This is a genomic window from Microbacterium sp. NPDC087591 (assembly GCF_044743625.1).
Lineage (GTDB): Bacteria > Actinomycetota > Actinomycetes > Actinomycetales > Microbacteriaceae > Microbacterium.
The window spans coordinates 615,718-639,601 of the sequence record NZ_JBIUWU010000003.1; the positions used below are offsets into that span (position 1 = coordinate 615,718).

22 protein-coding genes are annotated in these 23,884 nt (G+C 70.9%); 16 read left to right on the forward strand and 6 right to left on the reverse strand.

Going from position 1 to position 23,884, the window contains the following annotated elements; translation table 11 throughout:
- Positions 1-20 precede the first annotated feature (20 nt).
- Positions 21-2,627, forward strand: coding sequence for a LuxR C-terminal-related transcriptional regulator (locus ACIOVG_RS17545; protein ID WP_400876302.1), 2,607 nt, complete (start codon positions 21-23; stop codon positions 2,625-2,627).
- Here ACIOVG_RS17545 and ACIOVG_RS17550 read toward each other — a convergent pair.
- The gene (locus ACIOVG_RS17550) at positions 2,602-3,690 is read right to left on the reverse strand and encodes an ATP-binding protein (RefSeq protein ID WP_400876304.1); all 1,089 of its coding nucleotides are present in this window, start codon (positions 3,688-3,690) and stop codon (positions 2,602-2,604) included. The two genes, ACIOVG_RS17545 and ACIOVG_RS17550, sit on opposite strands and share 26 nt — an antisense overlap.
- A 153-nt stretch (positions 3,691-3,843) precedes the next feature.
- Between ACIOVG_RS17550 and ACIOVG_RS17555 the strand changes: the two genes are divergently transcribed.
- The 8 genes from ACIOVG_RS17555 to ACIOVG_RS17590 all read left to right on the forward strand — a co-directional run bounded on the left by ACIOVG_RS17555 (position 3,844) and on the right by ACIOVG_RS17590 (position 13,113).
- Positions 3,844-4,797: a DUF1214 domain-containing protein gene (locus ACIOVG_RS17555; RefSeq protein WP_400876307.1), complete on the forward strand. Its 954-nt coding sequence runs from the start codon at positions 3,844-3,846 to the stop codon at positions 4,795-4,797.
- Positions 4,794-5,246 carry a DUF6325 family protein gene (locus tag ACIOVG_RS17560; RefSeq protein WP_400876310.1) on the forward strand — a complete coding sequence of 151 codons (453 nt, stop codon included), beginning with the start codon at positions 4,794-4,796 and terminating at the stop codon, positions 5,244-5,246. Before ACIOVG_RS17555 ends, ACIOVG_RS17560 begins: the two co-directional genes overlap by 4 nt.
- A gap of 1 nt (position 5,247) precedes the next feature.
- Positions 5,248-5,586 (forward strand): SHOCT domain-containing protein, encoded by a 339-nt coding sequence (locus tag ACIOVG_RS17565; RefSeq protein ID WP_400876313.1) that lies wholly within the window; start codon positions 5,248-5,250, stop codon positions 5,584-5,586.
- Between the two features lie 16 nt (positions 5,587-5,602).
- A complete protein-coding gene (locus tag ACIOVG_RS17570) occupies positions 5,603-6,277 on the forward strand; it encodes a GAP family protein (RefSeq protein ID WP_363555499.1) in 675 nt (224 codons plus the stop codon).
- 45 nt (positions 6,278-6,322) lie between these two features.
- Positions 6,323-10,972 (forward strand): ATP-dependent helicase, encoded by a 4,650-nt coding sequence (locus ACIOVG_RS17575; protein ID WP_400876316.1) that lies wholly within the window; start codon positions 6,323-6,325, stop codon positions 10,970-10,972.
- Positions 10,973-11,034: 62 nt separating this feature from the next.
- Positions 11,035-11,850, forward strand: a complete 816-nt coding sequence (locus tag ACIOVG_RS17580) for an EI24 domain-containing protein (RefSeq protein ID WP_400876319.1) — start codon at positions 11,035-11,037, stop codon at positions 11,848-11,850.
- Complete coding sequence (locus tag ACIOVG_RS17585; RefSeq protein ID WP_400876322.1) at positions 11,850-12,623, forward strand: DNA-formamidopyrimidine glycosylase family protein; 774 nt, start codon at positions 11,850-11,852, stop codon at positions 12,621-12,623. Before ACIOVG_RS17580 ends, ACIOVG_RS17585 begins: the two co-directional genes overlap by 1 nt.
- A gap of 82 nt (positions 12,624-12,705) precedes the next feature.
- Positions 12,706-13,113, forward strand: a complete 408-nt coding sequence (locus tag ACIOVG_RS17590) for a DapH/DapD/GlmU-related protein (protein ID WP_141870873.1) — start codon at positions 12,706-12,708, stop codon at positions 13,111-13,113.
- Positions 13,114-13,138: 25 nt separating this feature from the next.
- On the opposite strand, the gene ACIOVG_RS17595 is transcribed toward ACIOVG_RS17590, so the two are convergent.
- Complete coding sequence (locus ACIOVG_RS17595; RefSeq protein ID WP_400876326.1) at positions 13,139-13,798, reverse strand: LuxR C-terminal-related transcriptional regulator; 660 nt, start codon at positions 13,796-13,798, stop codon at positions 13,139-13,141.
- Positions 13,791-15,062 (reverse strand): PspC domain-containing protein, encoded by a 1,272-nt coding sequence (locus tag ACIOVG_RS17600; RefSeq protein WP_400876329.1) that lies wholly within the window; start codon positions 15,060-15,062, stop codon positions 13,791-13,793. The genes ACIOVG_RS17595 and ACIOVG_RS17600 overlap by 8 nt, the downstream gene beginning before the upstream one ends.
- A gap of 115 nt (positions 15,063-15,177) precedes the next feature.
- On the opposite strand from ACIOVG_RS17600, the gene ACIOVG_RS17605 reads away from it, so the two are divergent.
- From ACIOVG_RS17605 to ACIOVG_RS17620, 4 genes are all read left to right on the forward strand, one after another.
- On the forward strand, positions 15,178-16,743 hold the full coding sequence (locus ACIOVG_RS17605) for a PspC domain-containing protein (protein WP_400876331.1): 1,566 nt from the start codon (positions 15,178-15,180) through the stop codon (positions 16,741-16,743).
- On the forward strand, positions 16,740-17,243 hold the full coding sequence (locus tag ACIOVG_RS17610) for a hypothetical protein (RefSeq protein ID WP_400876334.1): 504 nt from the start codon (positions 16,740-16,742) through the stop codon (positions 17,241-17,243). The genes ACIOVG_RS17605 and ACIOVG_RS17610 overlap by 4 nt, the downstream gene beginning before the upstream one ends.
- A 38-nt stretch (positions 17,244-17,281) precedes the next feature.
- Positions 17,282-18,025: a LysR substrate-binding domain-containing protein gene (locus ACIOVG_RS17615; RefSeq protein ID WP_400876337.1), complete on the forward strand. Its 744-nt coding sequence runs from the start codon at positions 17,282-17,284 to the stop codon at positions 18,023-18,025.
- A gap of 171 nt (positions 18,026-18,196) precedes the next feature.
- Positions 18,197-18,913 (forward strand): GMP synthase, encoded by a 717-nt coding sequence (locus ACIOVG_RS17620; protein ID WP_400876340.1) that lies wholly within the window; start codon positions 18,197-18,199, stop codon positions 18,911-18,913.
- Positions 18,914-18,972: 59 nt separating this feature from the next.
- Here ACIOVG_RS17620 and ACIOVG_RS17625 read toward each other — a convergent pair whose 3' ends face one another.
- On the reverse strand, positions 18,973-19,437 hold the full coding sequence (locus ACIOVG_RS17625; protein ID WP_400876343.1) for a glutaminase: 465 nt from the start codon (positions 19,435-19,437) through the stop codon (positions 18,973-18,975).
- The gene (locus ACIOVG_RS17630; protein WP_400876345.1) at positions 19,437-20,651 is read right to left on the reverse strand and encodes a cation:proton antiporter; all 1,215 of its coding nucleotides are present in this window, start codon (positions 20,649-20,651) and stop codon (positions 19,437-19,439) included. The genes ACIOVG_RS17625 and ACIOVG_RS17630 overlap by 1 nt, the downstream gene beginning before the upstream one ends.
- Positions 20,652-20,734: 83 nt before the next feature.
- Between ACIOVG_RS17630 and purU the strand changes: the two genes are divergently transcribed.
- Positions 20,735-21,586 carry a formyltetrahydrofolate deformylase gene (purU, locus tag ACIOVG_RS17635; RefSeq protein ID WP_400876348.1) on the forward strand — a complete coding sequence of 284 codons (852 nt, stop codon included), beginning with the start codon at positions 20,735-20,737 and terminating at the stop codon, positions 21,584-21,586.
- Positions 21,587-21,605: 19 nt separating this feature from the next.
- On the opposite strand, the gene ACIOVG_RS17640 is transcribed toward purU, so the two are convergent.
- Complete coding sequence (locus ACIOVG_RS17640) at positions 21,606-22,649, reverse strand: NAD(P)H-dependent flavin oxidoreductase (RefSeq protein ID WP_400876351.1); 1,044 nt, start codon at positions 22,647-22,649, stop codon at positions 21,606-21,608.
- A 122-nt stretch (positions 22,650-22,771) separates the two neighbouring features.
- Between ACIOVG_RS17640 and ACIOVG_RS17645 the strand changes: the two genes are divergently transcribed.
- On the forward strand, positions 22,772-23,044 hold the full coding sequence (locus ACIOVG_RS17645) for a DUF6412 domain-containing protein (RefSeq protein WP_400876353.1): 273 nt from the start codon (positions 22,772-22,774) through the stop codon (positions 23,042-23,044).
- Positions 23,045-23,107: 63 nt separating this feature from the next.
- Positions 23,108-23,875: a YidC/Oxa1 family membrane protein insertase gene (locus tag ACIOVG_RS17650; protein WP_400876356.1), complete on the forward strand. Its 768-nt coding sequence runs from the start codon at positions 23,108-23,110 to the stop codon at positions 23,873-23,875.
- Positions 23,876-23,884 lie beyond the last annotated feature (9 nt).

Here is a 23,884-nt window from a genome sequence, read left to right on the forward strand (position 1 = left end):
GATCGATATCATGTGGCTTTATGGATGGCTACCCCGCGACTCTTCGGGCACCGTCTCCGTGGTTCCTCACCTCCCCACCGCAGACCACGGCGGGGACCATCGCGCGCACGCGGCTGCTTTCCCTGCTGTCCGATTCTCTCGCCACCAGTCAGGTCACTCTGCTGGCGGCACCCTCCGGATACGGAAAGACCGTCCTGCTCGCGGAATGGGCACGCAACCACCCGTCCACGACGGCCTGGCTCACGCTGACCCCGCACGATCACGGGGATGACACGCTGGTGCTCTCCGGCATCCTGAGCGCGATGCGACGACTCGCCGAGCTCGCCCCCGACGCCGCCGTCCGAGGAATGCCGGCACCGGATGCGGATGCCCGCGCCATCATCGGTCGGATCGCAGAGACCATGGGCGCACTCGATGAGACGACCGTCGTCGTGATCGATGACGCACATCACGCCGGCCCCTCGCTCGCCGCCGGGGTGGTCGAGGTGCTGCGGACGCTGACAGCGGGACGGCTCCGTTTCGCCCTCGCCGGCACCCCTGAACTGTCGAGCTGGTTCTCGCGGTCGCTCGTGAGCCGGGAGGCCGCCGTCCTGACCGGTGCCGACCTCGCGCTGACCGCGGCCGACATCCTTCAGGACGATGCCCCCGCCATCGACGAGGCCGATACGGAAGCCCTGCTCGACGCGACAGGAGGCTGGCCGATCGCGGTGCAGCTTCGCCGGCTCGCCGGCCACGCCGGCCCCGCGCTGATCGGTTCCGATGTGCTGCTGACCGACTACATCGCCGGGAACGTGCTGCCCCGCCTGCGCCCGGACCTGGAACGGTTCGTGCTCGCCACGAGCGTGTGCTCCCGGCTGACGCCGGCTCTCGCCCGCGCGCTCAGCGGTGTCGATGACAGCGAGTCGCTCCTCGAAGAATGCATCGCACAAGGGCTCTTCCTCGACCGCTACCTCGACCCCGACGGCGCCCGCGTGTACCGCTGGCATGATGAGTTCGCCGCGCGCTGCCGGGAGATCCTGACACGCGCGAGCGGGGCGCGTCGACGCGCTCTGGAGGCCATCGCGGCGCGCTGGATGGCACCGTATTATCCCGCGGAGGCTGTCGGCCACGCTCTGCGGGCTGACGAGCCCGCCCTGGCGATCGACATCATCCGTTCGTCCTGGCTCCGGGTGATCGTCGAGGACGGTGCGAAGGCGCTGCGCACCCTGTGCGTCGCACTTCCACCGCATCTCGCCGAACATCCGGAGATCCTGCTGATCCGCGCCTGTTGCCTGGATCAGCTCGACGACCGGACCGGCGCGGCCCTGCTCGCCTCGAAAGCGGCCACGCTCGGGGCACTCGCTCCCGCCCATGAGGCGACCAACGCGTTCGCGGCGCTGTTCCTCGCACACGAGCACACCGCACTGTCCGCGGCCGCCGACAGCGCCCGCGCAGTGCTCGAGCGCGGTGACATTCCGGCGTCGATGCAGGCGTACTCCCTGTTCCTCCTCGGCTGGGCCGAGTTGCGCCTGCGCCGTGACCCGCCGCGCACCGTCCGACTGCTCGAATCCGCGAAGCAGGAGGCGATCGCCACCCGCCGCGCCGTCCTCGCCAGGCGCGCATCGACCAATCTGCTCTTCTCCCTCAGCTACGGCGGCTCCCTCTCCGCCGCACGACGGCTGATCGAGGACCACCGCGCGCGCGACGACGACGCCGACGACTGGCAGTACTACGACGGCGGCATCGAGCTGTTCGCCCGTGCATTCACCGACTACTGGCAGGACCGGATGGCGGATGCCGAGGCCGGTTTCGGCGTGCTGGTCGCCGGGGGCGGGCACGACGCGTCGTACACCGCCCTCGCCCGGGTCTACCTCGCGTTCTGCGCCGCACGGGAGGGGAGCCCCGCAGCACTGAGCGCGGCGCGAAAGCTGATCTCGCGCGTGAGCACGCGGGAGACGCGCGGCGTGCCGTGGCCCGCCTACCGGAGCATCGCGAACGCCGCGCTGCTCGCGTCCGCCGGGGATTTCGACCGCGCGATGACGGCGATCGAACCCCTCCGTCCGCTGAAGAACATCCCCGGCGTTCGCATCGAGGCGGCCGAGATCGCTCGTCGTGCCGGCCGTTTCGCCGATGCCACCGAATTGCTCGCCGCACTCACCGCTCCGGAGCTGTCGATCTCGTATGTGGCCGCGTCGGCCCGGGTCACGGCCGCGCTCATCGCCGACGAGCGCGGCGACCCGCGTCAGGCGCACCGGCGGATCGAGAGCGCTCTCGACGCCGGTGCCGCCGACGGCGTGGTCCTGCCCTTCTCCCGGAACGACGGGCGCCTGAGGGAGCTCCTGGTCCGGCACGCCGCCACCGGCACCGCTCACGAGGCATTCCTCGCCGCACGTGTCGCCGAAGATGACCGGCGAGCGCCTGCGGCTCTCGATCTCGGGACCATGCTCTCAGCACGCGAGTGGGAGATCTACGCGTATCTGGGCACCACGATGACGGCGATCGAGATCGGTGCTGCGTTATTCGTATCGGTCAACACGATCCGCACCCACCAGCGGTCGATCTACCGCAAGCTCGGGGTGGCGAACCGCCGTGAAGCCGTCCGTCTGCGACTGCGCGAGGGCATCACTGCGCGCGCAGCGGCACCCTGACGTCGCCGCCGGCTTCTTCGGTGATACGGGCCCCCATCTGCACGAACGTCGGCTCGGAGATGAACCCGCCGGCGAACAGAGCCTGCCCCTGCACGAAGCCGGAGGAGCGGCGGATGGCCTCGTCGGATGCGAAGCCGAACACGTCGGCGATCTCCGCGAGGTCGCGAGGCGCGTTCACCCTCATCAGCGCGAGGTTGTCGCACTGCGAGAGCACGTTCGGGTGGATCTTGGTCGGACGCTGAGTCGACAGCAGCAGCCAGAGCCCGAACTTCCGACCCTCCGCGGCGATCTGCACGAGCTGCGCGGTGAGGGCCCGCTCGACGGCGGTCTGCGGGTTCGGGGAGCAGATGTTGTGGGCCTCGTCGATGACGATCAGCACGGGACGGCGTTCCTCCCGGCGCGCCCAGAGGTGCTCGAGCACCGCGAGGGCCGCGACCTTCGGCTCGACGGGATGCGCGAATCCGCCCAGATCGAGGACGGTGGCATGAGGACGTTCGTCGATGGTGTCGAGCACGGTCGATGCTCCGCGTGCCCACAGATCCCACTCCAGCACCTGGAGATTCTCCATGCGGTTCGCGAGCCGCGCCTGCCCCGGATCCCCCGAGGCGCGCAATCGCGACAGCAGATGCCCGGGGTCGAAGTCCTGGGCGTCCGCCCCGGCGTGCAGCAGCACGTTGTACTCGTCGGCATCCGCGATCGGATCCAGCTGGAGCACCGCCGCCTTCGACGCCACCGAGAGCTCGGTGTAGCGCACGTGCAGGGGCTCGCCGTCGGAGGGCCCGGAGCGGAAGACGCGGATGTCCCGCTCGGAGATCGTCGACGCATCGTCGCCCTGCGCCGATGGACGTGTCTCGCGCAGCCGGGTGTAGTCGCCGTTCGGGTCGAGGATGAGCAGCGGCAGCTCCGTCTTCAGCAGGAGCTGCTCCAGCACCACGCCCAGCGCGTAGGTCTTGCCGCTGCCGCTCTGACCGCACCAGAAGGTGTGCCGGTTGAACCGTCGGGCGTCGAGCTGCACAGGGATCTCGGGGTCGCCGAAGGCACTCCCGATCGTGAGATTCGTCATCGTGCGATGTGCCTTTCGTTCGCGCTGCGCACCCCAGTACATCCCGTGCGACTGCGCACTCACCAATTCTCCTGATCGAGATCATCCTCGTTTGATGATGCGCACGCCACTGCGGATACCCCAGGATGGTCGCACACCCGACGAAAGGCCGCCATGTCCGACTCCTCCGTCCACGTCACGTTCGAGAACTTCGTCCGCGTCGAGAGTGCCCGCATGTTCGCCGGCATCGCCGCGGCAGCCGGCGGATCGAACATCTGGAACCACTACCGGACGCCGACGCCGATCGACCAGCAGACCGTCATCCGCATGAATCGCGACACGCTCTACAGCGCCGCCATCATCGATGTGTCCCAGGGCGCGACCATCACGATCCCGGATGCCGGTGAGCGCTACATCTCGGTCATGTTCGTGAACGAGGACCACTACATCAACCTCGTACTGCACTCCGGCGGCACCTACGACCTGACCGCTGACGCGCTCGGCAGCGACTTCGTGCTCGCGGCCGCGCGGGTGCTGGTCGACCCGGAGGATCCGGCGGATGTCGCGGCCGTGAACGCGCTGCAGGATCAGCTCGCGCTCTCCTCTGTCGCGGGCGGGCAGTTCACCCCTGCCCCGTATGACGAGGTCTCCTTCGCGGCGACGCGCGGCGCGATCCTCGAGCTCGCGAAGGGACTGGGCGGATTCGACCGCGCCTTCGGCAGGAAGGAGGACGTCGACCCGATCCGCCACCTCCTCGGTGCCGCGGCAGGATGGGGCGGCCTGCCGGAGACCGAGGCGTTCTACGTCAACGTCAACCCGGAGCTGCCGGTCGGCGAGTACACGCTGACGATCGGAGACGTCCCGGTCGACGGCTTCTGGTCGATCTCGCTGTACAACGCCGACGGCTACTTCGAGGCGAACCCATCCGGCGCCTACAGCGTGAACAACATCACGGGGCAGCGCGAGGACGACGGCACGATCACGGTGCGCTTCGGCGGCGATCCGTCGGCGCCCAATGCGCTGCCGATCACGGAGGGCTGGAACTACCTGGTGCGGTTGTATCGCCCGCGCCCCGAGGTGCTGGACGGCTCCTGGACCTTCCCTGGCATCGCGGGAGCCGGATCATGACGTCATCCGGGTTCGCCTATGGTCCGATCGAGGTGTATGTCGTGGAGTTCGAGGGAGAGGGCCTCGCCCCCGCCGTCCTCGATGCGCTCCTGACGCTGTCGGCATCCGGCACAGTACGCGTGGTCGACCTCGTCGTGGTCGCCCGGCGCGCAGACGGATCGGTCCACCTCACCGAACTCCGGGAGGATGCCGCGCACGCGCTCTCGGGGATAGGACTCGAGCTGGAGATCGAAGGCCTCATCGGCGAGGACGACATCGCGGAGTCCATCGCGCACACCGCGCCCGGTATCGGTGTGGCCATCGCCGCGATCGAGATGCGCTGGGCAACGGAACTCGCCTCCCGACTCGCCTCCGAGGGCGGGCGAGTGGTGCGCACGGAGAGAGTGCCCGCGCCATTGGTGAACGAGCTCGTATCGGCCGCCCTGGTCGCCACCGGAGAGGACATCTGACATGCCATTGATGCGAAGAGGAGGCCGCCCCGGTCTCCTGGGGATGGCCGCGCGGACGGCCGTGGTCGCCGGAACCGCGACAGCGGTGAGCGGTGCCGTCGCCCAGCGCCAGCACACCAGAGCCGCCGAGCAGCAGGCACTCCAGCACCAGCAGCAGGCCGCATACGCACAGCAGGCGGCCGCCGCTCCCATGGCCCCACCCGCACCGGCACCCGCTGCCGCAGCCGCTGTTCCGATCGACCTCGTCGCGCGGCTCCAGCAGCTCGCCGAACTCCAGCAGCAGGGCCTGCTGTCCGCGGACGAGTTCGCTCTGGCGAAGCGTCAGCTTCTCGGTTCCTGAGCAGAGCGGACCGAAGATGCTGGATGTCCTGGGCACTACGCTGCCCTCTGCGGTCGCGATCGCGATCAGCCCCCTCCCGATCATCGCCGTGATCCTGATGCTGATGTCCCCTCGGTCGAAGCAGCTGGGACTCGGCTTCCTGCTCGGCTGGATCGTCGGTGTACTCGTCGCGACGACGACGTTCGTGCTGCTCGCCGGCGCCGTGCCGGAGCCGGACGCATCGGGAGGATCGGAGCCGGTCATCGGGACGTTCCAGCTGGTCCTGGGCGCGCTGCTCCTCCTGCTCGCGGTGCGCCAGTGGCGGTCGCGTCCCGCTCCGGGCCTCACCGCGGAGCTGCCCTCGTGGATGTCGAAGATCGACTCGATGAAGCCGCTCGCCGCGATCGGTCTCGGCTTCGCGCTCGCCGCCGTGAATCCGAAGAACCTGATGATGGCGGCTGCAGCAGGAGCCACCATCGGACGAGGCTCGCTCGATGCCGGCGCGATGGCACTCACCACCGTGGTCTTCACGGTGATCGCCGCGCTCAGCGTGACCGTGCCCGTCCTCACCGCGGTCGCGGCTCCCGCTCGAGCAGCCACCGTGCTCGCCGGCATCCGCATCTGGCTCACCGCGAACAACGCGACCATCATGACGATCCTGTTCATCGTGCTCGGCGCGCAGTTGCTGGGCAAGGGCATCGCCAGCTTCTGAGTCCCCGACCACCCGGATGTCGGTGGCAGGCGTGATGATGGAGGGATGAGCGACGTGCTCGACCGCTTCACCCCCGCCACGCAGGACTGGTTCCGGGGGGCGTTTCCCGCGCCCACACCCGCGCAGGCCGGAGCGTGGACGGCGATCTCGGCCGGCAAGCACGCCCTCGTCGTCGCCCCGACCGGGTCCGGCAAGACGCTCTCGGCATTCCTGTGGGCGATCGACAGCGTGTTCCGTGAGCGCACGAGCGCGACAGAGGCCGGGATCGAGGCGCCGGCGAAGGGCGAGCCCCGCACACGCATCCTCTACATCTCGCCCCTCAAGGCCCTGGGCGTCGATGTCGAGCGCAACCTGCGCTCCCCCCTGATCGGCATCGGGCAGTCCGCCCGGCGCCTGGGCATCCCGGCGCCCGCGGTGACGGTGGGGGTGCGCTCCGGCGATACGACGTCGAGCGATCGGCGCAAGCTCGTCTCCGATCCGCCCGACATCCTGATCACGACACCCGAATCGCTGTACCTGATGCTCACCAGCCGCGCGGGCGAGACCCTGCGCGGCGTGCACACCGTCATCATCGACGAGGTGCACGCGGTGGCGGCCACCAAGCGCGGCGCCCACCTGGCCGTGAGCCTGGAACGCCTCGACGCGCTGCGTCGTTCGCACGGCGTCGAGACGGCCGCCCAGCGCATCGGGCTGTCGGCGACGGTGCGCCCCATCGACGAGGTCGCCCGGTTCCTCGGCGGGTCGGCGCCGGTCGAGATCGTCGCGCCGCCCGCATCCAAGACCTTCGAGCTCTCGGTCGTGGTCCCGATGGACGACATGACCAATCCGCCCCCGCCGCCCGGCGCCCCACCCGAAGCGCCCGGCGTCGATGCGGAGTACACCGAGGTCACCGGCTCGGTGTGGCCGCATGTCGAGGAGGCGATCGTCGACCGCATCCTCCAGAACAGCTCGACCATCGTCTTCTCGAACTCGCGCCGTCTGGCCGAGCGGCTGACCGGCCGTCTGAACGAGATCTACTCCGAGCGCATCGGGGCCCCGCTGCCCGAGTCCGCCATGCCCGCGCAGATGATGGCGCAGGCGGGGGCGACGGCCGGCGCCGACCCCGTGCTGGCCAAGGCCCACCACGGCTCGGTGTCGAAGGAGCAGCGCGCCCTCGTCGAGGAGGAGCTCAAGTCCGGAGTGCTGCGCTGCGTGGTGGCGACCAGCAGCCTCGAACTCGGCATCGACATGGGAGCGGTCGATCTCGTGATCCAGGTCGAGGCCCCTCCGTCCGCCGCATCGGGGCTGCAGCGCGTGGGGCGCGCAGGGCATCAGGTCGGCGAGATCAGCCGCGCCGCGCTGTTCCCCAAGCACCGTGGCGATGTGCTGCACACCGCGATCGTCACCGAGCGGATGCTGGCGGGCAAGATCGAGGCGATCCAGGTGCCGCGCAATCCGCTCGACATCCTCGCGCAGCAGACCGTCGCCGCGAGTGCTCTCGGGGCGATCAGCGTCGAGGAGTGGTTCGAGACGGTGCGCCGTTCCGCCCCCTTCCAGTCGCTGCCGCGCTCGGCGTACGAGGCGACGCTCGACCTGCTGGCCGGGCGCTTCCCCTCCGACGAGTTCGCCGAGCTCCGCCCCCGACTGGTGTGGGACCGCGACGCCGGAACGCTCACCGGCCGCCCCGGCGCGCAGCGCATCGCCGTGACCAGCGGGGGCACCATCCCCGACCGCGGTCTCTTCGGCGTCTTCGTGGCCGGCGAGACCACCGGCGCCAGGGTGGGCGAGCTCGACGAGGAGATGGTCTACGAGTCGCGCGTGGGCGACGTCTTCACGCTCGGCACCACCAGCTGGCGGATCGCCGAGATCACGCACGACCGCGTCAACGTGATCCCCGCGTACGGCCAGCCGGGCAAGGTGCCGTTCTGGCACGGCGACGGCATCGGCCGCCCGTTCGAACTCGGAGAGGCGCTCGGCAGGTTCTCCCGCGAGGTCTCCACGGCCACCCCGGAGAAGGCCGCACAGCGCCTGATCGAGGCGGGGCTCGACGAGCAGGCCCGCACGAACCTCATGGCCCACCTGACCGAGCAGCGCGAGGCCACGGGGACGCTGCCCACCGATCGCACGCTGACGGTCGAGCGGGGGCGTGACGAGGTCGGCGACTGGCGCGTGATCCTGCATTCCCCGTACGGCATGAAAGTGCACGCACCCTGGGCGCTGGCCATCAATGCCCGCGTGCGCGAGCGCCTCGGCGTCGAGGGATCGGCTGTCGCGAGCGATGACGGCATCATCGTGCGCATTCCGGATGCCGAGACCGAACCCCCCGGTGCGGAGCTGTTCGTGTTCGACCCCGATGAGCTCGAGCACCTCGTCACCGAGGAGGTCGGCGGCTCAGCGCTGTTCGCCTCGCGCTTCCGCGAGTGCGCCGCCCGCGCGCTGCTCATGCCGCGCACCAACCCGAACCGGCGGTCTCCGCTGTGGCAGCAGCGGCAGCGCTCGGCGCAGCTGCTCGAAGTCGCGCGTCGGCACCCCACCTTCCCGGTGATCCTGGAGACGCTGCGCGAAGTACTGCAGGACGTCTACGACCTCCCCTCCCTGCGGCGCCTCGCGACCTCGATCGCCGACCGTCGGGTGCGCCTGGTCGAGACCCAGCCCGCCCAGCCCTCCCCCTATGCGCGCGATCTGCTGTTCGGCTACGTCGGCGCCTTCATGTACGAAGGCGACTCTCCGTTGGCCGAGCGGCGGGCGGCGGCGCTCTCGGTCGACCCCGCACTGCTCGGCGAACTGCTGGGCACCGTCGAGCTGCGTGAGCTTCTCGACCCCGAGGTGATCGCGCAGTTCGAGCGCGAGGCCCAGCGTCTCGACCCCGAACGCCGGGCGCGCGGTCTGGAAGGAGTCGCGGACCTCCTGCGCATGCTCGGACCGCTCGACGCGGTCGAGGTCGCCGCCCGACTCGCCCCCGAGAACGAGACCGATGCCGATGCCGTCCGCATCGACGACGCCGCCGCGCACCTGGACGCCCTGATCAGCGCCCGCCGGGCGATCCCGGTCACGATCGCGGGCACGACCCGCATCGCGGCGATCGAGGATGCCGGGCGGCTGCGTGATGCGCTCGGCGCCGCGCTCCCCACCGGCATCCCCGTCGCGTTCCTCGAACCGCTCTCCGACCCGCTGGGCGACCTGGTCGCCCGGCACGCCCGCACCCACGGCCCCTTCACCACGGATGCCGTCGCCACCCGTTTCGGCATCGGAGCAGCGGTCGCCCGGCACACCCTGCAACGACTCGAAGCGGCGGGGCGTCTGACGAGCGGCTACTTCCTGCCGGACCCTTCGTCGGGCTCAGGGGGCGGTTCAGGCAACGACATCGAGTGGTGCGACACCGAGGTGCTGCGGCGGCTGCGCATGCGGTCGCTCGCCGCGATCCGGGGCAGCGTGGAGCCGGTCTCGCCTGAGGCCTATGCACGCTTCCTGCCCGATTGGCAGCATCTGGGGCGTCCGCTCGAGGGGCTCGACGGGGTGATCAGCGTGATCGAGCAGTTCGCGGGCGTGCCGATCCCGGCGAGCGCATGGGAGTCGCTCGTGCTCCCCTCGCGCGTGCGCGACTACTCGCCCGCGATGCTCGACGAGCTCACAGCGGCGGGCGAGGTCATCTGGTCCGGCCACGGCACGCTGCCCGGACGCGACGGTTGGGTGTCGCTGCATCCCGCCGACCTCGCCCCCTTCACGCTTCCCGAGCCCGACGCCGAGATCGCCGTCGACTCGCTCGAGGCCCGACTGCTCACGGCGCTGCAGGCGGGAGGGGCGTACTTCGCCGCCCAGTTGAGGGACATGGTCGAAGCGGACGACGCCGTTCGTCAGGCTCAGGATCCACAGTCCGTGCTGGAGGCCCTGTGGTCGCTGACCTGGTCGGGGCACGTCACGAACGACACCTTCGCGCCGATCCGCTCGCTGCTCGCCGGGGGCTCTCAGGCGCATCGCGTGACCCGCAAGGCGCCGCGCACCCGCACGTACCGCGGCATGTCGCTGACCCGCACCGCTCCCCGTCCCGGCCCGACCGGCGGCCGGTGGTCGCTGCTGCCGACCGTCGAGACCGACGCCGCCCGCCGGGCCACGGTCACGGCAGGGCTGCTGCTCGACCGCTACGGCGTCGTCACCCGCGGCGCCGTGCAGGCGGAGGGTGTGCCGGGAGGTTTCGCGCAGGCCTATCGTGTGCTCGCAGGCTTCGAGGAAGCCGGACACTGCCGCCGTGGCTACGTGATCGAGAAGCTGGGTGCGGCGCAGTTCGCGGCATCCGCCACGGTGGATCGTCTGCGTACTTTCGCCGGGCTCGCCGACCCCGCTCCCCGTGCGGCTGTGACCCTGGCGGCCACCGACCCCGCGAACCCCTACGGAGCCGCGCTCGGCTGGCCCAAGCTCGACGAGGTGTCGCACCGCCCCGGCCGCAAGGCGGGTGGACTCGTCGTGCTGGTCGACGGATCCCTCGTGCTCTACCTCGAGCGGGGCGGGCGGACCGTGCTGTCGTTCAGCGACGACGGCGACGTGCTGCGCGCCGCGGCATCGGACCTCGCCGCGACGGCACGGAGCCGGCGGCTGGACACGCTCACGGTCGAGAAGGTCAACGGCGAGGGCGTCTACGGCACCGAACTCGCCCTGGCCCTGCAGGAGGCTGGTTTCGTGGTCACGCCCCGCGGCTACACCCTGCGCAAGGCGGCCTGACCCTGCGCGCTCCGCTCCGGCCCGAAACGACAGGCCAGCCCGCGTCTTCTACGCTGAGAGCCATGATCCGAGAGTTCAGCACCGGCGTGCGTCTCCTGCTGCGCGGCTTCGGACTGTGGCGCACGCGGCCGGGGCTGATGGCGCTCGGCCTGATCCCCGCGGTCATCGCGGTCATCGTGCTCGCTGCCGTGCTGGTGCCCCTCGTGCTGGGGACCGGGTCGATCTCGACCTGGCTCACGCCGTTCGCCGACGGCTGGATCGAGCCGTGGCGCGGGCTGCTGCGCGGAGCGGTCAGTCTCGTCCTCATCGCAGCCGGTCTCGCCCTCGCTGGCGCCGTGTTCACCGCCCTCACCCTCACGATCGGCGACCCGTTCTACCAGCGCATCTGGCACGCCGTGGAGCGCGACCTCGGCGATGCGCCTCCGGCCGACGGCGGCAGCTTCTGGACGACGGTCGGCGAAGGCCTCCGTCTCGTGCTGCTGGGCCTGTTGATCGCGATCCTCGTGCTCGTCCTCGGACTGGTCCCCCTGATCGGCGGCTTCCTCGGCCCCGTCGCCGGCATCGTGCTCTCGGGGCGGATGCTGGCACGCGAGCTCACCGGTCGCGCCTTCGACGCGCGCGACTTCAGCCCCGCGGACCGTGCGGCGCTGTTCGGCGGCAGCAGGGCGCGCGTGCTCGGCTTCGGTGTCGCGACCCAGCTGTGCTTCCTCGTCCCCGGCGGCGCGGTCGCGGTGATGCCCGCCGCGGTGGCCGGCGCCACGATGCTCGCCCGCACCATGACGGAGCGCACGCCCACGCCGGCGCCGGGCTCGTCGCCCTTCGTCGAGCTCAGGGCCCCGGGCTCAGGGCCCCACGAACCGCCGACGGGACTCCGCTGATGCCCGAGGGCGACACCGTCTTCCGCACGGCGCGACGACTCGACGAGGCACTGGCCGGCGCGACAGCCACCCGCTTCGACCTGCGCGTGCCGCAGGCGGCCACGGTCGATCTGACCGGTCAGCCGATCCACGGCGTGGCGGCGCGCGGCAAGCACCTGCTGCTGCGGATCGGTGACAGCACCCTGCATTCGCACCTGCGCATGGACGGCGCCTGGTTCGTCTACCGGCCGGGCGAGAAGTGGCGGCATCCGGCCTTCAAGGTGCGCGCGATCGTCGGCACCGCTGAGCGTGAGGCGGTCGGCGTCGACATCGCCGAGATCGAGGTCGTGCCCACCCGCGACGAGAGTCAGCTGGTGGGCCACCTGGGTCCCGATCCTCTGGCTCCGGACTGGGACGCAGCCGAGGCCGTGCGCCGGCTCAGCGCCGACACCCGCAGCATCCATGTGGCGCTCCTCGATCAGCGCAACGTCGCGGGCTTCGGCAACGAGTACGCCGCAGAACTCCTGTTCCTCCGCGGAATCCTGCCGACCACCCCGACGCCGGAGGTCGACACCGCCGCACTGATCGACCTCGGCGTGCGCACCATCCGCGCCAACCGCGACCGCTCCGGGCGCACGTTCACCGGCATCGATCGCCCCGGCCAGGCCACGTGGGTGTACGGCCGCGCGGGCAAGCCGTGCCGGCGCTGCGGAACCCGCATTCGACGGGGTGAGCAGGGCGCGGATCCGACCCGCGAACGGATCACCTTCTGGTGCCCCTCCTGCCAGCGGTGAACAGCATCCCCGTGAGGGAATGAATTCACCAGTCCCATGGTTGTGCATATATCCGGGGAATCTCCGGAGCACGGGAGGAATCGTGGGCAAGAACTACATCGACATCGAGAACGACCAGGGCGCCACGCTGCGGTACCGCAAGCACGCGAACGGTCGAGGTCTCGTCGCGCACGGCGCGAAGGTGCACCCCAAGGCGCACATCGAAGCCGGCGCCTACATCGAACCGGGCGCACGCATCGGCGCCGGGGCGACGATCGCACGGGGTGCGTGGATCGAACCGGATGCCGTGATCGGCGAAGGGGCGCACATCGAGGCGCACGCCCACATCGGTCAGGGCGCGGCGATCGGCGACAACGCGTATGTCGGAGTCCGTACCGAGGTCGGCGCCGGAGCACGCATCGTGCGCGGAGCCCGCATCGGCGACGACGAGACGGTCGCGGCCGGTCTCACGGTGGCCACGAACCCCAAGGGTCTCTGGCTCGCCGCCTGAGTCACTCCGCCCCGGGGCACGGCTGCTACAGCAGCCGTCGCTCCGAGGCCCACACCGTCAGCTCATGTCGTGAGGAGAGCTGCAGCTTCCGCAGCACCGCGGACACGTGCGTCTCGACCGTCTTGATCGAGATGAACAGCTCTGCGGCGACCTCCTTGTAGGCGTAGCCGCGGGCGATGAGCCGCATGACCTCCTGCTCGCGCGCCGAGAGCCGGTCGAGCTCGTCGTTCGCGGTCGCGGTCTCACCCGACACCGCGCCGAACGCGTCGAGCACGAACCCAGCCAGCCGCGGCGAGAACACCGCATCGCCGCCGGCCACCGCGTGCACGGCGCTGCTGACCTCGACGCCGGAGGACCCCTTCGTGATGTAGCCGCGCGCGCCGGCACGGATGACCCTCACCACATCGGACGCCGCGTCCGAGACGCTCAGCGCGAGGAACTTCGACGTCGTGGGCGCGCTGCCACGGATGACGGCTTCCCCGCCGCTCGCGTCATCGCCGCTGCCACCGGGGAGGTGCACGTCGAGGAGCACGATGTCGGGCGCCGTCTCGCGGATCACGGCGATCGCTGAGGGCACGTCGGACGCCTCCCCCACGACGTCGACGCTGTCATCGAGATCGGCGCGGAGGCCGGAGCGGAAGATGGAGTGATCATCGACGATCACCACGCGCACGCGGTCAGCCACGGTTCTCCCCCGTCGTCGAGAAGGTCAGGTGCACCTCGGTGCCGCTGTCGGTGCTGCGCACGGTGGCGCTACCGCCCGCGCGGCGCATGCGTCCGATGATCGACTGTCTGACGCCGAGCCGATCGCTCGGAACCGCGTCGAGGTCGAACCCGGCACCACGGTCGCGGATGAACACGTCGACCCCCGAGACGCTGCCCTCGATGTAGACCGAGATCTCCCCGCCCGCGTGCCGCGCGGCGTTCACCATCGCCTCGCGTGCGGCGGCGGCCAGCTCGCCGCTCGCGCGCTCCGCCGACAGTCCGGCGGAGACGACGTCGATCCGCACCGGATAGTCGAGCTCGAGCGCGCCTGCGTAGTCGCGCAGGTCGGTGGGCAGGTCGCTGTCGGCAGGCGCATCGCCGTCGTACAGCCAGGCGCGCAGCTCGCGCTCCTGTGCCCTGGCCAGGCGAGCCGCCTCGCTCGAGGCTCCGGCCCGGTTCTGGATGAGTGCGAGCGTCTGCAGCACCGAGTCGTGCAGATGCGCGGCCATCTCACTGCGCTGCTCCTCGCGGATGCGACGGGTGCGCTCTCCTGCGAGCTCCCGCCAGCGATGGATGAGCGTCGATGAGGCGACGGCCAGGATGCCGGCCAGCGGCAGCAGCGCGATCAGGAACTCGATGCCGCCGGTGGCGCGGGACAGCAGCACGAAGAAGAGCACCACGAGCAGCGCGACCGCGAGGATGCGGACGACGGCGGTGTGGCGGGGCCCACGAGCGGTGTCGGTGCGATCGATCAGCGTCGCCCACAGACCGGCGGCCGTCGCGAGCACGACCGCGCCCGTCGCCGTCAGCACGGCCGGTGTCTGCGAGAGCACGGTTCCGGTCGGGCTTCCCCCGACGGACCATGATGCGAGGAGCAGTACCCCGAGCGCGGCCGGCGCCAGCAGCATCCACGCCACCGGAACCCTCCGTGACGGCGCGGATCCCCCGGCCGACGCTGCCGGCGTCAGCTCGCCGTCGGGGGCTCCCTCTGCCGCCTCCGTCGCAGGCTCCTCGGTCCACGGCGTGAACACCCAGCACCAGGCGTACAAGAGCACCCCTGCCCCGCCGCACAGCGTGAGCGCGACGAACAGGGCCCGGATCATCCACACCGGTGCGCCGAGGTGGCGCGCGAGGCCCGCGCTGACGCCCGACACCAGGCACTCGCGGTCCCTGGTGAGCGCCGGGCGCGGAGGCGCGGCGACACGGGGAGGGCGCGCGGAGGCGGGCGGCGCGGAAGAGGACATGTCGCCCATCCAATCACCCGCCGGCACCCTGGGGGGATTCCCGCGGACAAGATCAGGGGTCGCTCAGGGGTTCACCCCATGGTCGGCGCGCCCCTGTGGCGGACAGTATCGAAGCATGACGATTCCGACAGCGCCTCCGCCTGCCGCCGACGCGACCGATCCCGCCGCCGGCACCCGCACTCCGCCCGCCACCTCTCCCTCCGCCGAGCGCTTCTTCCTCTGGTTCGCCGGTCTCGGCATCGCACGCTCCGACGGCTGGCTCGGCGGCATCGCCGCAGGCATCGCCGCCCGACTGCGCATCGATCCGCTGATCGTCCGCGGTGTGCTGGTGATCGCCGCGCTGTTCGGGCTGCCGGTGATCTTCCTCTACGCCCTCGCCTGGGCGCTGCTGCCGGATGCCGACGGGCGGATCCACGCCCGCGACCTGCTCAACCGGGACTTCCAGCCCGTGCAGCTCGGCATCCTCGGCATGGCCGTCGTCGGCCTCATCCCGACGGCACCCTTGAGCGGCCGCCTGTTCGGCCTCGGCTACGAGAGCTGGTCGGCCCTGTCCGTGTTCGGCTGGATCGCCGGACTGGTCGTGGTCGGCGGCCTGCTCTTCCTGATCGTGCGTGCTGCGAGCCGCACCCCGGATGTCTCCGCGTCGAGTGGGCAGGCTTCGCCCGACTCCGCGGCTCCGGGAGCATCCGCGACCCTCGGCGATTCGGGTACCGCCGAGGGCGCGGGTGCGACACCGCCGCTCCCCCTCGCCCCGGCTCCTGCGCCCGACGCTGCCGGAGGACACACGTTCCCCGCCACCGAGCGTCCGATCGCCCCGACGCCGCTCCCCGCGAGCAGCCAGAACCCCGAAGAGCTCGCCGCCTGGCGCGCGCAGCATGCGGCCTGGCGCGAGCAGGATCAGGCCTGGCGCCGACAGCAGCAGGATGCCGAACGTGCCGCGCGCGACCAGATGCGCCGGGAGCGCCAGGCCGCCGCCGCGACCTTCGCGACCGAGGCAGCGGAACGCCGCCGCCTGCGCCGGGCGTCGAACCCGCGCGCGAGCTTCGCGTTCGTCGCGTCCGCGATGGGCCTGGCTCTCGCGGTCGGTGCGGCCGTGGGTCTCACCGGCGGGCCCACCGCCGGCGCGCTGGGACTGTTCAGCGCCGCGCTCGTGCTCGCGGTGGGAATGATCATCGCCGGCCTGTTCCGCCGTCGGAGCGGCTTCCTCGCCTTCCTCACGATGCTCACGCTGGCCGGAGGCGTGACGGCGGGCTCGTTCGCGACCTTCGACGATCTGACCCTCGGCTGGGCCTCGGTGTCGAACGTGCAGTCAACTCACGTGCGTCAGCCGTTCGGCGACCTCAACGTCACGCTCCTGCCTCACGACGACGCACCGCGTCCGATCGTGATCGACAAGGGGACGGGCCAGACCTGGATCGACGTGCAGCCCGGAGTCGAGCTCGACCTCACCGCGACCATCGACTCCGGCCGGGTGACCTGGATGCGCGTGGATGCCGAGGAGGGCACGATCCTCGATTCCGGCACCTGGCCGCTGGTGGGGCAGCAGGACGGAACCCAGACGGCCGTCGCAACAGCGGCCGCCGAGAACACTCCGGTGCGGACGCGACAACCGGTCACGATCACCCAGACCTCCGGCGACGTGCAGGTCACCATCTACGACAGCACGGAGGAAGAGCGATGAGCGCCGACACCACCCCGACCAGCCCCCTGGATGACGCCGCCGACGAGACGGATGCGACTACCGCGACGCCCGGACCGATCGCGGACGCCGCCGCTCCGCCGTCCCCCACGCACGACGACACGCAGGACGACGTGCAGACGGAGTACGCACCCCCTCCCGCCGACGACGGAACGGCGCACTCCGCCCCGGTCGCGGCCACGGCTGCGGTATCATCCGCCGCGAGTCCCGTCTCCGCAGCCGCGGCTCCCGCCGAACCGACGCCGCCGCGCACGCGCGGTGCGGCGATCGTATGGGGACTGCTGTTCGCCGCCATCGCCGCCTTCGGGATCTGGACCCTCACCGACGACGATCGTCGTGAGGGCACGGCGGGCTGGATCACGAGCCTGACTCCGAACACGGTGTTCTCCCTCGTGCTGCTGACGATCGGCGTGCTGGTGCTCGTGGGCGGCGCGGTCGGCCTCATCCGCCACGCCCAGCGCCGCGCTGCTCCTCAGCGATGACGCGGGTGCGCCGCCCGGCGACCGATACTCTGGATCGCATGGCGACTCAGGGACGGCGACCGGCGCGGCGCACCGGCGGAGCGACGCCCGCGCGTCGCGGCGCGGCGGGGGCCGCGAAGAAGCCCAGCGCGAAGTCCCGCTCGAAAGCGCAGGACAAGGTCGTCTTCGACGCCCCGCGTACTGCACCGGAGGAGCCGCGTCTCTTCCGCCTCGGGGCGGTTCCCGGCGCCACTCCCGGCCGCTGGATCGACGCGTGGAAGCAGCGGATGCCCCACGTGCGACTGGAGCTCGTGCCGATCTCCGCCGCCGAGCAGCGCGCCGCACTCGCCGATCTGGATGCGGCCCTGGTGCGGCTGCCGCTCGTCGATCCGACGCTGCACATCATCCCCCTCTACGACGAGGTTCCGGTCGTGGTCGCCGGCGCGGACTCGCACCTCCTGGCGGTCGACGAACTCTCCAGCGCGGATCTCGCCGGCGAGGTCGTGATCGTCCCCGGTGACGATGTGCTCGGTCCGCTCGATCTGCCCGACACGCTCAGTCCGAACTTTCCGGCACTCGACACGACGGCAGACGCGATCGCGACCGCCGCCTCCGGAGCCGGCGTCGTGATCGTGCCGATGTCGCTGGCACGTCTGCACCACCGCAAGGACGCCGACTACCGCCCGCTGATCGACGGCCCGTCATCGACTGTGGCCCTGGTCTGGCCCCGCGACCGCACCACGGACGACGTCGAGACGTTCGTGGGCATCGTGCGCGGCCGCACCGCGAACTCCTCGCGCTGACCGCCCGTTCACAACTCCTCAGAAGTGCGTTCACAACTCTTCGTCCACGGTGGCGTTCCGCGAGAAGCGGGCCCTCGTGACAGCACATCAACGATGTTTTTGAGGAGTTATGGACGCTGGCACCGGGCGTCACGGCGATTCTCCCGCCCCGCCGATCGTTAGAATCGCCGGATGGCATCGCTTCTCTACGTCTGCGTGCGTCCTGAGCGCGGGGCGGCGGATGCCGAACACGCATCATTCCGTCGTGCGCTCGGCGCCGAGGTGGTCGATCGGCTCGATCTGCTCGACGAGCCCCTCGACCCCGCGCGTCTCGCGCGCTACCGCGGTGTGGTCGTGGGCGGCTCCCCGTTCAACGTCAGCGACTCCGTGAAGGGCGAGGTGCAGCTGCGCGTCGAATCCGACCTGCGCCGCATCGCGCGTCGGGCGATCGACGGTGACATCGCTGCCTTCTTCACGTGCTTCAGCATCGGCGTCGTGACCCGCATGCTCGGCGGCGAGGTGACCACCGCGACCCCCGAGGCCGCGAGTGCCACGGTCATCCGCACCACGGCCGACGGCGCAGTCGACCCGGTCTTCGGTCCCAGCTCCCCCGCTCTCACGGTCTTCACCGCCCACAAGGAGAGCGCGGTCGCGCTGCCCGCCGGTGCCACTCTGCTCGCGACCAACGAATCCTGCCCCGTGCAGGCCTACCGCGTGGGCACACACCTGTACACGGCACAGTTCCACCCCGAGCCCACACCCCGTGACTTCGCCGACCGGATGACGTTCTACCGCACGACCGGCTACTTCGACCCCGAGGAGTTCGACCGCGTGCAGAACCAGGTGCTGTCGGCATCCGTGACCGAGGGCGCTGCGCTCCTGCGCCGGTTCGCCGAGACCTTCGCCTGAGCCGGGCCCCCAGCCCGACGACGTTCGCCTGAGCCGGGCCCACAGCCTGCTCAGCCTGCTCAGCCCGTTGCGCCCCGCAACAGCTCGACCCGCTCACGCAGATATGCCTCCAGCGGCATGTACCCTCCGGCCGCACTCCAGCGCACTTTCGGCACCCCGTCGATCAGGGCGAGCGGACCGGAGGATCCGCCGGCATCCACGGCATCGACGTCGATGATGCTCCAGCCGACGTGCACGACCTCGCCCTCGTCGAAACCGCCCCGCAGCGCTTCCTGGCGACGCACGGCACGCTCACGCGCAGACTCCGCGGTGTAGCCCCGCCGGCCCGGATCCGCCGCGCGCAGCACCTCGGCGGTCGCCAGGGCGTGCGTCTCGGTGAGCAGCAGCACGCCCAGGTGCCACGCGGCCCCGACCCGCACGATACGGCGACCGCGCCACCGGGATTCGCGTTCCTCACCGAGCCCCTCCTGTGGGGCGCCGACGAGGTCGCGGGCAGCCTGGGTCAGCAGAGCGGATGCCGTCATCACAGTTCTCCTTGCGGAAGTTCATCGGCGGGGCGTCGGCCGGCGATCCGGTCGCGGTCCCCGCGCAGCAGCATCCCCAGCACCGGGAAGAACAGCACCGAGAGCATTCCGGCGCCGACGAGAGCGGCCGCTGTGCCCGTCCCGATCATCTTCTCATCCACCCCGATCGCGGTGACGGCGACGATGATCGGCAGGCCCGTCGCCGTGAGCAGTCCGAGAGCCACGCGGTCGCGCACCGTTGCACGGTCCGGTGCGGAGAACTGAGCGGCGGACCCGCGGATCACCAGCAGCGCGATCAGGAACAGCGGCACCAGCGCCATCGCGGCCGGCGAGCTCAGCAGTGCCCGCAGATCGAAGTTCACGCCGGTGTACAGGAAGAAGATCGGAACGAGGAACCCGAACGCGATCCCCTCGAGCTTGCTCTCCACCGCCTCGGCATCCTTCTTCGGCGCGCGCGCCATGATGATGCGCCACACGGCACCGGCGACGAAGGCACCGAGCAGCATGTCGAGGTCGAGCATCACGCTGAGCCCCACGAGCGCCGCGATCAGCAGCAGCACGAACCGCACGCCGAACTGATCTGAGGTGTGCAGCGTGGCGCGCACGATCGCGTGCAGGCGACCGTGCGGCACACGGTGGGCCGCCACCACCGCCAGCACGGCGAGCAGCACGAAGGCGAGGAGCACGGCTGCGGCGACCGGAGTCGTGCGGGTGCTGAGGAAGATCGAGATCGCGATCAGCGGCAGGAACTCCCCGACCGCTCCGATGGCGGTGAGCGCCTTGCCGAACGGTGTGTCGAGCTCGCGCGCATCCCGCAGGATCGGCATCAGCGTGCCGAGGGCGGTGGAGCTGAGCGCGATGCCGATCACCACCATGCCCTCGCCAGGCGCGAAGAAGAACCCGACGCCGATGCCGAGGGCGACACTCATCACCCAGCCGAGCGACGCGCGCACCACGGGTCGTCCGGCCACGGCCCGGAAGTCGATCTCGGAGCCGGCGATGAAGAACAGCATGGCAAGGCCGAAGTCGCTGAGCTTCTCGAGCAGGGCGTGCGGCTCGACCCAGCCGAGCACAGCGGGTCCGACGAGGATGCCGAGCACGAGCTCGAACACGATGATCGGGACCCGCACGATCGGCCGGACGCCGCGCGCCAGCAGCGGTGCGGCGACCGCGAGCAGAGGGATCAGCACCAGTCCTACGTCGCCCGCGTTCACGGACTCAGGGTATCGAGTCGTCCGCGATTCGTCCGGCGACGCGCATCCACGGCAGAATCGAAGCACACCCCCGAGGAGCGTTCATGTCACAGCCCGATACCGCCCGCCTCCTGATCGCCTGCGACGACCAGCCCGGCATCGTCGCGGCGGTGGCCGGCGTGCTCTCCGCGCACGGCGCGAACATCATCTCGCTCGACCAGCACTCGACCGACTCCGAAGGCGGACGCTTCTTCCAGCGCACCGTCATCCACCTCGAGGGCTTGTCGGCCGCGCGCCCCGCTCTCGAGGCGGACATCGCCCAGGTCGCCGAGCGCTTCGGCATGGAGTGGTCGCTGCACGACACCGCCCGTCGCAAGCGGGTGGCGATCTTCGTCTCGAAGTACGACCACTGCCTGATGGAGCTGCTGTGGCGCACGCAGCGCGGGCAGCTCGACATCGACATCACCATGGTGGTCTCCAACCACCCCGACCTCGCCGAGTCCGTACGGTCGTTCGGGGTGCCGTTCGTGCACATCCCCTCGGGCGACAAGCAGGCCATGGAGCAGCGTCAGCTCGAACTGCTGCGCGGCAACGTCGATCTGGTCGTGCTCGCGCGCTACATGCAGATCCTCACCGACGACTTCATCCGTCAGCTCGATGCCCCGGTGATCAACATCCACCACTCGTTCCTGCCCGCGTTCATCGGAGCGAACCCCTACGCCAGGGCCAAGGAGCGCGGCGTGAAGCTGATCGGCGCCACCGCGCACTACGCGACCGCCGACCTCGACGAGGGGCCGATCATCGAGCAGGATGTGACGCGCGTCACGCACTCCGACTCGGCCGCCCAGCTGCAGAGCCGTGGAGCCGACGTCGAGCGTCTCGTGCTCGCCCGCGCCGTGCAGTGGCACGCGGAGGACCGGGTGATCGTGCACGGCAAGTCGACCGTCATCCTCTGACGACGACCGACGCGCACGGTCACCGGGCGGGAACGCCCTCCACGAGCTCGGCGAACGCCTCGGCAGCCGTGCCGTAGCGTGCGAGCGGCGCGGCCTGCCCCATCCACAGCGACTGCAGCTCACCCAGGTTCTGCTGTCCCGCCGCGGCGCGGAACTTCCCGGTGAGCCAGTTCTGCATCGGGAACGGGGCGATCGTGCCGCTGGCCTCGATCGCGCGCACGGCGCGGTTACGGGCGCCGCGGGCGAGACGTCCGCTCATCGCCCTGGTCAACACCGTCTCATCGGCCGCCGTGCGGCGGATCGCCTCGCGGTGCGCGTCGGTGATCGCGGACTCCGCGGTGGCGAGGAAGGCCGTGCCGATCTGAGCGCCCTGCGCGCCCAGGGCGAAGGCGGCGGCCACACCGCGGCGGTCGGAGATGCCCCCTGCCGCGATGACGGGCACGTCGACCGCGTCGACCACCTGCGGCACGAGCGGGAACGTGCCGACCAGCGACTCCTCGGCGGCGCGCAGGAACGAGACCCGATGGCCGGCGGCTTCCGCGCCCGTCGCCACGACGGCATCCACCCCTCCCTCGGCGAGCGCCACCGCCTCCGCGACCGTGGTCGCCGTGCCGATCACCCGGATGCCGCGGCCGTGCGCCTCCGCGATCAGGGCCTCGGACGGCACCCCGAACACCACGCTGAGCACGGCCGGTGCCACGTCCCAGATCGCCTCGAGCTGCTCGTCGAGCGACGGCAGGTACGCCTCCGGTCGTGCGGGGAGGTCTTCCCCGACCGCATCGAAGAAGGGTTGCAACGCCTGCGCGAAGATCGCGTGCTGGGCGTTCGGCGCGACCTCGTCGCCCACGGGGAGCCAGATGTTCAGCGCGAAGGGCTTCGATGTCGCCGCCTGGAGCTCGGCTCCGGTCTGCCGGATGCGATCGCCGTCGTAGCCGTACAGCCCGAACGAGCCGAGGCCACCGGCCTCGCTCACGGCCGCCGTCAGCGGCACGGACGACAGGCCGCCGAAAGGGCCGAGGACGATCGGATGCTCGACGCCGACCAGGGCACGCAGATCACTCATGCTTCGAGGCTACGCCGCGCTGCACGCCGGGGCTCCGACCGTCACGCGCATCTTCCGGTCGCGACCGGACGACCCGGCGTCCCGCACCCGGTGCTACCCTCTCAGCAGAGGGGAGAGCGCACATGAGCGAGTGGTTCGGACAGATGCTGAGCATCGTCCTCACGGCGCTCGGCCTCGTCTCCGTTCCCGATGCCGCCGCTCTCGGCCTCGCGATCGCCCTCATCGCGGTGACCGCTCTCACGCTCGCCCTGGTGCTGAGCCTGCAGCAGACCACGGGCCGTACCGCGCCGCATCCCTGGCGCGCCATCGACGTCTCCACCCTCCTCTCGCAGAGCGATCCGGATGCCGCGGGGCACCCGCGTCCGCGAGCGCCGGGAGTCGCGACCGCCGCGTAGTCCGTTCCGACCGGGACCGCGCGGCTTTCGCCGACCCTTCCCGACCTCTCGAACGGACATCTGATGGACTTCTTCGCCTTCCCGCCTCTCGCTGCCCTCCTGGACGCCGCCTACGGCGCCCTCGCCGGGCTCTCCTCCCTGCTCGAACCTCTGGCCGGCGGCGCCGCATCCGCCGCCGCCGTGATCCTCGTCACCCTCCTGGTGCGCGCTCTGCTCATTCCCGTCGGCATCTCGCAGGCCAAGGCGGAGCAGACCAGGGCGCGCCTCGCCCCGAAGCTGCGCGAGATCCAGCGCCGCCACAAGAAGAACCCCGAACGGCTCCAGCGCGAGACGCTCGCGCTGTACCGCGCCGAGAACACCTCGCCGTTCGCGGGGATGCTGCCCGTGCTGGCACAGGCCCCGGTGGTCGGCATCCTGTACACGCTGTTCATCCGCCCCGAGATCGCCGGGCACCCCAACGAGCTTCTCACCCATGACCTGTTCGGCGCGCCGCTGGGCACGAGCCTGGTGTCCGCGATCTTCGGAGGCACCGCGACACCCGCCACGTTCCTGGTGTTCGGCGTGCTGCTGGCGATCATGATCGCGGTCGCCGAGGTCACCCGACGGGTGTTCCGCCCCGCACCGGTCGAGGACGATTCACCGCTCAACTCTCCTGCGATGCTGCGGATGATGAGCGCTCTGCACTACCTGACCGCGGTGTTCGCGGCGTTCGTTCCGCTGGCCGCCGCGCTGTATCTCACGGTCACCGTGGTGTGGACGCTCGCACAGCGGGCGATCCTGCGCCGCCGCTACCCGCTCAAGGTGGCGACGCCGGCACGCGTCACCGCCTGACGGCGACTC

What these genes read in the sequence shown, in the direction of transcription:
- ACIOVG_RS17545 (WP_400876302.1), top strand. Translation starts at nt 21, where the DNA reads ATGGATGGCTACCCCGCGACTCTTCGGGCACCGTCTCCGTGGTTCCTC.
- ACIOVG_RS17550 (WP_400876304.1), bottom strand. Translation starts at nt 3,690, where the DNA reads ATGACGAATCTCACGATCGGGAGTGCCTTCGGCGACCCCGAGATCCCT.
- ACIOVG_RS17555 (WP_400876307.1), top strand. Translation starts at nt 3,844, where the DNA reads ATGTCCGACTCCTCCGTCCACGTCACGTTCGAGAACTTCGTCCGCGTC.
- ACIOVG_RS17560 (WP_400876310.1), top strand. Translation starts at nt 4,794, where the DNA reads ATGACGTCATCCGGGTTCGCCTATGGTCCGATCGAGGTGTATGTCGTG.
- ACIOVG_RS17565 (WP_400876313.1), top strand. Translation starts at nt 5,248, where the DNA reads ATGCCATTGATGCGAAGAGGAGGCCGCCCCGGTCTCCTGGGGATGGCC.
- ACIOVG_RS17570 (WP_363555499.1), top strand. Translation starts at nt 5,603, where the DNA reads ATGCTGGATGTCCTGGGCACTACGCTGCCCTCTGCGGTCGCGATCGCG.
- ACIOVG_RS17575 (WP_400876316.1), top strand. Translation starts at nt 6,323, where the DNA reads ATGAGCGACGTGCTCGACCGCTTCACCCCCGCCACGCAGGACTGGTTC.
- ACIOVG_RS17580 (WP_400876319.1), top strand. Translation starts at nt 11,035, where the DNA reads ATGATCCGAGAGTTCAGCACCGGCGTGCGTCTCCTGCTGCGCGGCTTC.
- ACIOVG_RS17585 (WP_400876322.1), top strand. Translation starts at nt 11,850, where the DNA reads ATGCCCGAGGGCGACACCGTCTTCCGCACGGCGCGACGACTCGACGAG.
- ACIOVG_RS17600 (WP_400876329.1), bottom strand. Translation starts at nt 15,062, where the DNA reads ATGTCCTCTTCCGCGCCGCCCGCCTCCGCGCGCCCTCCCCGTGTCGCC.
- ACIOVG_RS17605 (WP_400876331.1), top strand. Translation starts at nt 15,178, where the DNA reads ATGACGATTCCGACAGCGCCTCCGCCTGCCGCCGACGCGACCGATCCC.
- ACIOVG_RS17610 (WP_400876334.1), top strand. Translation starts at nt 16,740, where the DNA reads ATGAGCGCCGACACCACCCCGACCAGCCCCCTGGATGACGCCGCCGAC.
- ACIOVG_RS17615 (WP_400876337.1), top strand. Translation starts at nt 17,282, where the DNA reads ATGGCGACTCAGGGACGGCGACCGGCGCGGCGCACCGGCGGAGCGACG.
- ACIOVG_RS17620 (WP_400876340.1), top strand. Translation starts at nt 18,197, where the DNA reads ATGGCATCGCTTCTCTACGTCTGCGTGCGTCCTGAGCGCGGGGCGGCG.
- ACIOVG_RS17625 (WP_400876343.1), bottom strand. Translation starts at nt 19,437, where the DNA reads ATGACGGCATCCGCTCTGCTGACCCAGGCTGCCCGCGACCTCGTCGGC.
- purU (WP_400876348.1), top strand. Translation starts at nt 20,735, where the DNA reads ATGTCACAGCCCGATACCGCCCGCCTCCTGATCGCCTGCGACGACCAG.
- ACIOVG_RS17640 (WP_400876351.1), bottom strand. Translation starts at nt 22,649, where the DNA reads ATGAGTGATCTGCGTGCCCTGGTCGGCGTCGAGCATCCGATCGTCCTC.
- ACIOVG_RS17645 (WP_400876353.1), top strand. Translation starts at nt 22,772, where the DNA reads ATGAGCGAGTGGTTCGGACAGATGCTGAGCATCGTCCTCACGGCGCTC.
- ACIOVG_RS17650 (WP_400876356.1), top strand. Translation starts at nt 23,108, where the DNA reads ATGGACTTCTTCGCCTTCCCGCCTCTCGCTGCCCTCCTGGACGCCGCC.